Annotated in this window: 11 protein-coding genes; 2 read left to right on the top strand and 9 right to left on the bottom strand. The window is 67.8% G+C overall.

Annotated features, from left to right (window positions below; genetic code table 11):
* From C665_RS15595 to C665_RS15560, 8 genes are all read right to left on the bottom strand, one after another.
* Window positions 1–564: helix-turn-helix domain-containing protein (locus C665_RS15595; protein WP_040829432.1), on the bottom strand; the 564-nt coding region annotated here is incomplete at its 3' end.
* Between the two features lie 5 nt (window positions 565–569).
* Window positions 570–1370 carry a type IV pilus biogenesis/stability protein PilW gene (gene pilW / locus C665_RS15590; protein ID WP_004321726.1) on the bottom strand — a complete coding sequence of 267 codons (801 nt, stop codon included), beginning with the start codon at window positions 1368–1370 and terminating at the stop codon, window positions 570–572.
* Window positions 1367–2515, bottom strand: a complete 1149-nt coding sequence (rlmN, locus tag C665_RS15585) for a dual-specificity RNA methyltransferase RlmN (RefSeq protein ID WP_004321723.1) — start codon at window positions 2513–2515, stop codon at window positions 1367–1369. The genes pilW and rlmN overlap by 4 nt, the downstream gene beginning before the upstream one ends.
* A gap of 132 nt (window positions 2516–2647) precedes the next feature.
* The gene (gene ndk, locus C665_RS15580; protein WP_004321721.1) at window positions 2648–3073 is read right to left on the bottom strand and encodes a nucleoside-diphosphate kinase; all 426 of its coding nucleotides are present in this window, start codon (window positions 3071–3073) and stop codon (window positions 2648–2650) included.
* 97 nt (window positions 3074–3170) lie between these two features.
* Entirely contained in the window at window positions 3171–3821 is a 651-nt protein-coding gene (locus tag C665_RS15575) for a DedA family protein (protein ID WP_004321718.1), read from the bottom strand.
* A gap of 164 nt (window positions 3822–3985) precedes the next feature.
* On the bottom strand, window positions 3986–5269 hold the full coding sequence (locus C665_RS15570; protein ID WP_004321715.1) for a TRAP transporter large permease: 1284 nt from the start codon (window positions 5267–5269) through the stop codon (window positions 3986–3988).
* Entirely contained in the window at window positions 5266–5970 is a 705-nt protein-coding gene (locus C665_RS15565) for a TRAP transporter small permease (protein WP_004321712.1), read from the bottom strand. The genes C665_RS15570 and C665_RS15565 overlap by 4 nt, the downstream gene beginning before the upstream one ends.
* Window positions 5971–6043: 73 nt before the next feature.
* Complete coding sequence (locus tag C665_RS15560; protein WP_004321711.1) at window positions 6044–7048, bottom strand: TRAP transporter substrate-binding protein; 1005 nt, start codon at window positions 7046–7048, stop codon at window positions 6044–6046.
* 146 nt (window positions 7049–7194) lie between these two features.
* On the opposite strand from C665_RS15560, the gene C665_RS15555 reads away from it, so the two are divergent.
* Window positions 7195–9237: an ATP-binding protein gene (locus tag C665_RS15555; protein ID WP_004321709.1), complete on the top strand. Its 2043-nt coding sequence runs from the start codon at window positions 7195–7197 to the stop codon at window positions 9235–9237.
* Window positions 9234–9839, top strand: a complete 606-nt coding sequence (locus C665_RS15550; RefSeq protein ID WP_004321707.1) for a response regulator transcription factor — start codon at window positions 9234–9236, stop codon at window positions 9837–9839. The genes C665_RS15555 and C665_RS15550 overlap by 4 nt, the downstream gene beginning before the upstream one ends.
* A 23-nt stretch (window positions 9840–9862) precedes the next feature.
* On the opposite strand, the gene tilS is transcribed toward C665_RS15550, so the two are convergent.
* Window positions 9863–10769, bottom strand: a 907-nt coding sequence (gene tilS / locus C665_RS15545) for a tRNA lysidine(34) synthetase TilS (protein WP_004321704.1), incomplete at its 5' end; no start/stop codon positions are given.

The following is a 10769-nucleotide window of genomic DNA, read 5'->3' as shown; positions in this document are numbered from 1 at the left end:
CGGCGCCGCGGGCGCGCTCGCCTCCAGCGGAGCGGGCGTGGCCACCGGCTCGCTCGTGGCCGGCGCGGCGCCGCCACCCTCGGTGGGCGCGGGCATGAAGGCGGGCGCAGGCTCGGTCTGCAGTTCGAGCCCGGGCAGGGGCTCGGTGCGGAACCAGTCGAAGTACCAGCCCACGCCGAGCAAGACCAGCAACAAGGCCACGACGACCCCAGCCGGGAAGCTGCCGCGACGCCCGCCGCCACCGGCGGGCAGGTCGCCATCGGCATTGCGGATCGGCGACAGGTCGGGCTGCCCGGCGCCGGCCAGGTGCTCGATGCCATCGAGCAGCGGCGTCGCGTCGAGTCCGAGGTAACGCGCGTAGTTGCGCGCGAAACCACGCACGAAGGCCATGCCCGGGAGCGCGGCGAAGTCGTCGTTTTCCAGCGCCTCGATCTGGCGCGGGCTCAGCTTGATGGCGAAAGCGGCCTCGTGCACCGACTCGCCACGCGCCTCGCGCGCCCGGCGCAGGCGGGCGCCGGGCGAGGCGGCGGACTCGGCGCCAAGTGCAAGGTGGTCGGACTGCATGCTGCTCACTCGAACTTCCCTTGATTCATCGATTTGAACTCCTCCGATTCGGCGAAGCGGCTGCGCAACTGGGCAGCATAGCTCGCCTCGGCGTCGGCGTTGCCGAGGCGGCGCTCGGTGCGCAGGCCCAACCAGGCCGAAGCCGCGCTCGGTCCGTGCGCCTGGTGCAGCCGGATCAGCTCGCTGCGCGCCTGCTCGTAGCGACCGCCGCGATAGGCGATGTCCGCGAGCAGGTAGAGTGCCTGCGCGTTCTCCGGGTCGGCCTGCACCGCGCGCTGGAATTGCGCCTCGGCTGCAGCCTCCTCGCCGAGGCGCAGATGGCACAGGCCCGCGTTGGTGAGCGGGCGCGTCTGGTGGCGGTAATACGGGTTGCGCGCCGCGAGCGCGAGGTACTCGAGGCCTGCGCGCTCCTGGCCCTGAGAGCACAGGAACCAGCCGTAGCTGTTGTTGAAGTCGGGGTCACCCGGTGCCTCGCGCAGCGCACGCTCGAAGTTCTCGCGCGCGGCGGCGTGCTCCTCGACGGACATGTAGGCCAGCCCGAGCAGGTGGTAGGCCGGGGCGTAGGACGGGCTGTCGGCGAGCGCGATCTTCGCCTCGTCGAGCGCGACGTCGTAGCGCCCCACCTCGAAGTAGGCCATGCCGAGCTCCACATGCACGCGTGCGCGCGCATCGGCCGGCGTCGCCGGGTTGGTGTCGGACATCGGCCGGCTGATCGAGGACGACCCGGCGGGTACGCCGGGCGCACCCGCGCAGCCGCCGAGCACGAGCGCCACCGCCAGCACGACCGGTGCCAGTGTCGATTTCATCGCATGTTCTCCCTCGCCTGGTGCAGGCGCACGGTACGCCGCGTCCTGTCCTGGACCTGGCCGGCGAGCTGGCCGCACGCAGCGTCGACATCGTCGCCACGCGTCTTGCGCGTGGTGGTCACGATACCGGCGTCGATCAGGATACCGGCAAAACGCCGGATACGCTCCGCGGGCGAGCGCTGGAAGCCGGAGTCCGGGAAGGGGTTGAACGGGATCAGGTTGAACTTGCACGGCGTGTCGCGCACCAGCGCGACGAGTTCGCGAGCGTGCGCGTCGCTGTCGTTGACGCCTTCGAGCATCACGTACTCGAAGGTGACGAAGTCGCGCGGCGCGCGCTCGAGGTAGCGCTGGCAGGCGGCCATGAGCTCGCGCAGCGGGTACTTCTGATTGATCGGCACGAGGCGGTCGCGCAGCGCGTCGTTGGACGCATGCAGCGACACCGCCAGCGCCACCGGACATTCGTCGCGCAGGCGGTCCATCGCCGGCACGATGCCCGAGGTCGACACCGTGACCCGGCGGCGCGACAGGCCGTAGGCGTGGTCGTCCAGCATGAGGCGCAGCGCGGTGACGACGTTGTCGAAGTTGGCGAGCGGCTCGCCCATGCCCATCATCACCACGTTGCTGATGATGCGGCCGTTGTCCTTCTCGCCGGCCTCGAGGTCCGTGGCGTGCTCCTCGGCGTCGGCCCGCGCCGCGCCGAGCAGCTTGTTGGCCAGCCAGAGCTGGCCGATGATTTCCGCGGCCGACAGGTTGCGGTTGAAGCCCTGCTTGCCGGTGGAGCAGAACGCGCAGTCGAGCGCGCAGCCCGCCTGCGAGGACACGCACAGCGTGCCGCGGCTGGTCTCGGGAATGAACACGGTCTCGACCGCGTTGGCGTTGCCCACGTCGAGCAGCCACTTGCGCGTGCCGTCGGCCGAGATCGAGTCGCGCACCGGCACCGGCGGGCGGATCACGGCGAGGTCCTTCAGCTTCGCGCGCAGGGACTTGGCGACGTCGGTCATGGCGTCGAAGTCGTCGCAGCCCTCGTGATGCATCCAGCGCATCACCTGGCGGGCGCGGAACGGCTTCTCGCCCAGCCCGGCGAACCAGGCGACGAGGCCGTCTACGTCGAAATCGAGCAGATTGACCGGATTGGGAGTGCTCATGCCTGAAACTTCACCTCTCGGGAGCGGAGGCCCGCGATGACGGGCCGACCGTAATGCAAACGGCCCGCTCACGCCGCGCGCGGTGCGGGAGGCACCGCGAAGCGTGCGCGACGGGCCGCTGGTACGGACCGCTCAGCGCGAGTAAACGTTCATGCCCGGGAAGAAGAAAGCCACTTCCACGGCAGCGGTCTCGGGGGCGTCGGAGCCGTGCACGGCGTTGGCGTCGATCGACTCGGCGAAGTCGGCGCGGATGGTGCCCTTGTCGGCCTTCTTCGGGTCAGTGGCGCCCATCAGCTCGCGGTTCTTGGCGATGGCGTTCTCGCCTTCCAGGCACTGGATCATCACCGGGCCGGAGGTCATGAAGGAGACCAGATCCTTGAAGAAGGGGCGCTCCTTGTGCACGGCGTAGAACTGGCCGGCTTCCTGCTCGGACAGGTGCACCATCCTGGCGGCGATGATCTTGAGGCCGGCGGCTTCGAAGCGGGCGTAGATCTGGCCGATCACGTTCTTGGCGACGGCGTCGGGCTTGATGATGGAGAGGGTGCGTTCGATTGCCATGGAAAGACTCCGGGACGGTGTGTGGAAAAAAGCGCGAAATTTTAGCAGGTTTCCGCCCCTTTCCGGGCGACGCGAAGCAAGCGCCACGACCTTCCGGTCATCCTGCGCCCACCGAGGCTGCACGATGACGCAGCCACCCGACGAAAAGCGGCAGCAGCGACAGCAGGATGATGCCGAAGATCACCAGGGTGAGATTGTTCTTGATCAGCGGCAGGTTGCCAAACCAGTAACCCGCCATGACAAGAGGTCCGACCCAGAGCGCAGCGCCGAGCACATTGAAGGAGAGGAAACGCGGGTAGCGCATCGCCGCCATGCCCGCGACGAAGGGCGCGAAGGTGCGGATGATCGGCATGAAGCGGGCGATGATGATGGTCTTGCCGCCATGACGCTCATAGAACTCGCGTGTGCGCTCGAGCGCCCGGCGGTTGAAGAGGCGGCTGTCGGGCCATTGCAGCATCCGCCCACCGAAACGGTTGCCGATCGTGTAGTTCAGCGAGTCGCCGGCCACGGCTGCGACGAACAGCACGGTGATCAGGACACCCGGGTCCATGCCGCCACCGGCGGCCAGCGCGCCGGCCACGAAAAGCAGCGAATCGCCGGGCAGGAAGGGGGTGACGACCAGACCGGTCTCGCAGAAGACGATCAGGAAGAGGATCGCGTAGATCCAGTTGCCGTAGTTCGCGAGCAGTTCGGCGAGGTGACGATCGACGTGCAGCACGAGATCGACGGTGAAGGCGAGGTATTCCATGAAGGACCCGACGGGCAAGGACGCGCGATTCTAGCGCAGCGCAGCATCCGGAGCCGGGAATGAAACACCTCGATGCAGCATCCGCGCACGGCCCGAGCACCGGATCGTCCTCGAAAAGCCGGACCCGGCACACGGCCGGGTCCGGGATCGAGCTCGCTACGCCCTCACATCATGCCGAGCGTGCGCGGCAGCCACAGCGACATGGCGGGCCAGTAGGTGACCAGCACCAGGAACACCAGCATCGACAGCAGCCACGGCCAGACCGCCACCGTGAGCTCGGTGATGCCCATCTTGGTGATGCCACTGGCGACATACAGGTTCAGGCCCACCGGCGGGTGGCACATGCCCACTTCCATGTTCACCACCATGATGATGCCGAAGTGCACCGGATCGATGCCCAGCTTGATGGCGATCGGGAACAGGATCGGCGCCAGGATCAGCACGATCGATGACGGCTCCATGAAGTTGCCCGCGATCAGCATCAGGATGTTGGCCATGATCAGGAAGCCGATCATCCCCACGCCGGTTCCGATCATGAAGTCGGCCATTTCCTGCGGGATGTTCTCGTGCGTGAGCAGGAAGGAGAACAAGACCGCGTTGGTGATGATGTACAGCAGCATCGCGCTCATGTTGGCGGAGTTCAGCAGCACCTTGGGCACGTCCTTCATGCCCAGATCCTTGTACACGAACACCGCGACGAAGAACGCATACACCGCACTCATCGCCGCCGCCTCGGTGGGCGTGAAGATGCCGGTGTAGATGCCGCCCATGACCACCACGATCAGGAACAACCCCCAGGCCGAATCCTTGAACGCCTTCGCACGCTGTGCCCAGGTCGCCTTCGGAAGGCGCGGGTAGCCGAACTTGCGCGCACGGTTCCAGGTCGTGAAGCCGAGGAAGGCCGCAAGCAGGATGCCGGGCACGACGCCCGCCATGAACAGGGCGCCGACCGAGGTGTTGGTCGACACCGAGTACATGACCATCACGATCGAGGGCGGAATCAGGATCCCGAGCGCACCCGAGGTGGTGATCACGCCGGCACCGAACTTGTTCGGAAAGCCCTGCTTGACCATCGCCGGCAGCAGGATCGCGCCGATCGCAACCACCGTCGCCGGGCTCGACCCCGACACCGCGGCGAACAGGGCGCAGGCGACTACGCCGCCCAGCCCCAGGCCGCCGTGCCAGTGACCGACCATCGAGGTGGCGAAATTGATCATCCGCCTCGCGACGCCGCCATGGGTCAGGAAGTTGCCTGCGAGGATGAAGAACGGGATCGCCATGATCTCGAACTTCTCGATGCCGGTGAACAGCTTGAGTGCCACCGACTCGATCGGCACCTCGGTCATCGTGAAGAGGAAGGTCAGCACGGTGAGGCCGAGCGAAATGGAGATCGGCATGCCGGTGAGCATCAACACCAGCAGCAGGATGAAGATGATTGCGGCGCTCATTTCTTGCCTCCTTGCTGCTTGTCACGACCCTCGCCGATCTGCTTGTGCTTGAGGTCGCGCGGGTGCAGGTTGTCGCCCATGTCGTAGGGATTGACATCGACCGGCACGTGCTCCTCCTCGATGCCGTCGACATGGCCGTGATCGTGATGCGGCAGCTCGCCGGTGCGGATGAAGGCGACCATCACCTGCAGGAAGCGGAAGCACATCAGGTAGGAACCGAACGGGATCGCCGCATAGACCATCCAGGTCGGCCACTCGAGATCGGGCGTGGTGGGGCCTTCGAAGAGATCGCCGGTATCCATGCCGAGCCAGGACAGGATCTGGTAGTGGGCCCCGTTCTCGAGCACGAAGGTGGCCCCGAGCGTGCCGACGATGCCGGTGAAGAGGGCGCCGGCGGCGAGCCCGATGACGACGAACCGGGCACGATTGGGCGCGGACAGGCGGTTGATCAGCACGTCGACCCCGACGTGGATGCCGGTGCGAACGCCGTACGCCGCGCCGAACTTCGCCATCCACACGAACATGATGATGGTCAGCTCCTGCGCCCATCCGAGGTTGAGCCCGAGCAGCCAGTCCTGCAGCCCGGGGATCTCCAGGCCCGAGCCATAGCGGTGAACGACCGAGACGAAGATGATCAGCGTCGCGGCCCCCATGAGGAAGGTGATGAGCCATTCCTCCAGATGATCCAGAATCTTCAGCATTGCGACCTCCTCAAACAAAACGCCCGCGAGCGCGGATGCAGCCAGCGGGCGTGCGACAGATCAATCAGGGAAATCAGAGCTTGGCCGGATCGAACCCGGTTTCCTTGTAGATCGACTGGATCAGCTCTGCGCCGATGCGCGACTCCATCTTCTTGTGCACCGGGACGAGCGCCTTCTTGAACGCGGCTTTCTCTTCGGCGGTCGGCGCATAGACCTCGGTCTTGCCGGAGGCACGCACCGCCGCGAGCGACTTGTCGTTCTCTTCCTTGGCGATCTGGTTGGCGTAGACGGTCGATTCCTTCATCGCCTTGTCGAGCTGCGTGCGCACCTCGGCCGGCAGGCCGTCCCAGAACTTCTTGTTGGTGATGACCGCATAGCCCAGGTAGCCATGGTCGGTCAGGGTCATGTGCTTCTGCACCTCGTGCATCTTCTGGGTGTAGAGGTTGGAGTGCGGGTTCTCGGTCCCATCGACGACGCCGGTCTGCAGCGCTTGGTAGACCTCGGAGAAGGCCATCACCTGCGGCAGCGACTTGATCTCGCGCATCTGCTCTTCCAGCACCTTGGACGACTGGATGCGCATCTTCTTGCCCTTGAGGTCTTCCGGCTTCCTGATCGGGCTATTGGCCGAGAACGACTTGAAACCGTTGTCCCAGAAGGCTAGGCCCTTGATGCCCTTGGGCTCGAGCTTGGCGAGCAGCTGCTGGCCGACCGCACCTTGGGTGACCTTGTTCAGCGCCTCGTAGCCGTCGAAGATGTAGGGCAGATCGAAGACCTCGAACTCCTTGACACCGAGCGGACCGAACTTGGCCAGAGACGGCGCCAGCAGGTGCACGGCACCGAGTTGCAGCGCCTCCATCTCCTCCTTGTCCTTGTAGAGGGTACTGTTCGCGTACACCTCGACCTTGACCGCGCCGCCGGTGTATTTCTCGGCGAGCTCCTTGAATTTTTCGGCAGCCTTGCCCTTGGGCGTGTCCTGCGCCACCACGTGGCTGAACTTGATCACGATGGGGTCTGCGGCGACCGCTGCAGCAGACAGACCCACGGCAACCAGACCGACCAGAAGCGAACGGATCTTCATGAAAGCATCTCCTCCGAGAGAACTGCATCTAGGTAGTTTTCGCCGCCCGGACAGCTCCTTACCGGGCGCATGCACGGCGATAAGTTTCGCTGTGTCGGGGATCAGTATCGTTTCGCCCTGTGAGGGCTGCTATTGTGGATCTCCGCATGCGTGACAACCGCAAGCCGCCGGATCCCGACCCGCAGCCTTTTCCGATGAGCCTCTCCGACCCTCTCCCGCCCCCGGCGCGCCGGCGCTGGCTGCAGCAGCTGCCCTACCTCAGCCTGGCGCTCTTCCTCGCCGCGATCGCCGCGCTGGTGTGGCTCACCCGCGAGTACGACGACGAGGCCCAGCGCGCGACGCTGATCAGCGACGTGCTGTGGATGGAGCAGAACCTGCGCTTCAACCTGGACCGCAACGAGAACCACCTGCAGGAGATCGGCCCCGAGCTGCTCGCCACACCCACGCTGTCGGCGCAGACCGAGGCTCGGCTCGCCAGCCTGCTGACATCCGAGCGCGGCCTCGCGCGCATCCTGTGGCTGTCGCCGGAAGGCGAAGTGCGCGGCGCGATGCCGCCGCTGGCTCCCGCCCAGGCGGTGCACGACGCCTCCGCGGATGCTGCCGCGGTGCCGGTCGACGAATCCAGCGTGCGGCTGGCACGCGCCATCGGCCGCCCGGTGTATGGCCCCGCGCATCCGGCGCCCGGTGGCACCCACCACTTCGAGGTGCACGTGCCGGTGTGGTCGGACGAGGCGCAGGTCGGCATGGTGGTCGGCGTGTATGCGCTCTCGGACGTGGTGATGCGCGAGCTGCCGTGGTGGTTCTCCGAGCGCTACCACGTCGCCGTGCTCGACAGCGACGGACGCACGATCGCCGCCAAGTCGAAAGTCGCGCCGGTGTCGCCGCGGCTGTCCTATTCGATGCCCTTCGATCCGCCCGGACACGGCCTCACGCTGCAGATCTCCGCCTACCGCTCCGACCCGCGCTGGATCCCGGTGCTGCTCGGCGCCTCGATCGTGCTGCTGGCCGGCATCATCGTGTGGAGCGTGATGCAACTGCGCCGCCAGCTCGCACGCCGTCAGCAGGCCGAGGTGGCGCTGCGCGCCGAGTCGGTCTTCCGCAAGGCGATGGAGGACTCGATGCTGACCGGCATGCGTGCGCGCGACCTCGAAGGCCGCCTCACCTACGTCAACTCCGCCTTTTGCCGCATGACCGGCTTCAGCGCGGACGAGCTGCTCGGTCGCAAGCCGCCGATGCCCTACTGGGACCCGGAAAGGCTGGAGCAGACCTTCGAGCTGCACCGCCAGATCATGACCAGCGGCAGCGCCAGCGAAGGCACCGAGGTGCGCCTGCGGCGCAAGAACGGCGAAACCCTCGACGTCCTCGTCTTCGAGGCGCCGCTGATCGACGCTTCCGGCCGCCACGCCGGCTGGATGGGTTCGGTGCTCGACATCACCGAACAGAAGCGCGCGCGCGAACAGGCCCGCCAGCAGGAGGAGCGCCTGCAGCAGAGCTCGCGCCTGATCACCATGGGCGAGATGGCGTCCACGCTCGCGCACGAGCTCAACCAGCCGCTCGCGGCGATCGCAAGCTACACCACGGGCTGCATCAACCGCCTGCAGGACGAGGCGCCGCTCGACCGCAGCGAGCTGCTCGACGTGCACCAGCGCATCGCCCGTCAGGCCCAGCGCGCCGGCGAGATCATCCGCCGGGTGCACGATTTCGTGCGCCGATCCGAACCCAAGCGCGAGGCGCTCGACCTCGCCGCGGTGATCCGCGACGCCATCGGCCTGATCGAGGCCGACGCGCGCAAGCGCGGCATGCGGATCCGCAGCGAGCTCGCCGACGGCCTGCCGCAGGTGCCGGCGGACGCGGTGATGATCGAGCAGATCGTCGTCAACCTGGTGCGCAACGCGATGGACTCGATGCGCGACACCCCGCCAGCCGAGCGCGTCGTCGCCGTGCACACCGCGCGCGAGGGCCGCTTCGTCACCGTCACCGTCGCCGACCGCGGCGCAGGCATTCCCGCCGAAACCGCCGCGCGGCTATTCGAGCCCTTCTTCACCACCAAGCAGGAGGGCATGGGCATGGGACTCAACATCTGCCGCTCGATCGCCGAGCTGCACCGCGGCCGCCTGGCCTTCGAATCGCGGCCGGGCGGCGGTACCATCTTCACCCTTTCCCTCCCGGTGGACGCCGAGTTCGAATGAATCCCGCCTGCACGCACATCATCGACGACGACGAAGCCATCCGCGACGCCCTCGAATGGCTGTTCAAGACGCGCGGCGTACCCTGCCGGAGCTGGGCCTCGGCCGAGGCCTTCCTCGCCGACTGGCGCGGCGACTGGCGCGGCTGCATCGTGCTCGACATCCGCATGCAGGGCATGAGCGGGCTGGAGTGCTTCGACGAGCTGCTCGCGCGCGGCTGCCAGCTGCCGGTGATCTTCATCACCGGCCACGGCGACGTGCCGATGGCGGTGGCGGCGCTCAAAAAGGGCGCCTTCCACTTCATCGAGAAGCCCTTCAACGACCACGATCTCGTCGACCTTGTCGAGAAGGCGCTCGCCACCGACGACGAGCGCCTGCGCGCCGCCGCCAGCCGCGAGACCATCGAGGCACGCCTGGCCACGCTCACCCAGCGCGAGCGCGAGGTCATGGAGCTGATCCTCGAAGGCAAGTACAACAAGGTGATCGCCGACGACCTGTCGATCTCGATGCGCACCGTGGAGGCGCACCGCTCGCGCATCTTCGAGAAGATGGAGGTGCGCTCGGCGGTCGAGCTGGCACAGCTGCTGACCACGCTGCGCACCTGAGCGCGGGCGCCACCGTTCAGCGCTCAGGGTGGCGGCGCGGGGGTGACGCCGCCCGGTCGCCACTCCGGCACGAGCCCCGCTGCCCCCGGCGCGCAGGCGAACTCCGCCGCCACGCCGATGCCGCCCACCCACGCGGGCTCGCCGTCCACCCACAGCACCGGCAGGCGGTCGCGCAGCCACGCGGGAATCGCGGCCTCCTGGCAGAGCTTGCGCAGCTCGCGCCGCGGCCGCGCGGGGTGCAGTCGCATGCGCAGACCCTCGCGCCGGGGCCCGAGCAGGACCTCGCCGGCATCTTCGAGGCAGCCCCTGCCCAGTCCAGCGCCGATCGACGCCACGAGGCGTACTTCATCCCCGCCCCAGTGCATCGCCGCCTCGCCCTGCCAGTGCAGCGCCTGCGGAGCGGGCGGCTGCGCCGGCTCCAGCCACACACGATCGCGGTAGGCGCAGCACACCCAGGCGCCGAGCGGCAGACGCAGGGGGTGGGCGGGTTCGCACGCGCGCAGCTGGCGCAGGGCTTCGCCGAGCGGCGCCGCGCCGGGCAAGGGCGCACCGGACCCGAGCAGCAGCCAGCGCAGCAGGTTGGCCTGGCGCGCCGGCGTCAGGGCGAGCAAGTCCGCGCGGCATAGCACGGGCGCGCCGCAAGCCGCGGCATCGATCGCGGCGAGTTCGCCGAGCAGCGCGTCGGCCTCGGCGAAATGAGCGGCTGCGCGCGCCAGGTTCGGCACCGCCGCCGGGAAGAGGCCTTCGGCCACCGGCAGCAGACGATGGCGGAGGGCGTTGCGGGTGAAGCGCAGCTCGGCGTTGCTCTCGTCCTCCACCCAACCGAGTCCGTGCGCGCCCGCCCACTCGAGCAGCTGCGCACGGCGCAGCCCGAGCAGCGGGCGCAGCCGCCCCGCCCGCCCTGCCCCGCCCGGCTCCACCGCGCGCATC

The organism is Thauera aminoaromatica S2, assembly GCF_000310185.1.
In the GTDB taxonomy this organism is placed as follows: Bacteria; Pseudomonadota; Gammaproteobacteria; order Burkholderiales; family Rhodocyclaceae; genus Thauera; species Thauera aminoaromatica.
Note: the sequence above shows the minus strand (reverse complement) of the source record. Positions and strands in the feature narration are given on the sequence as shown.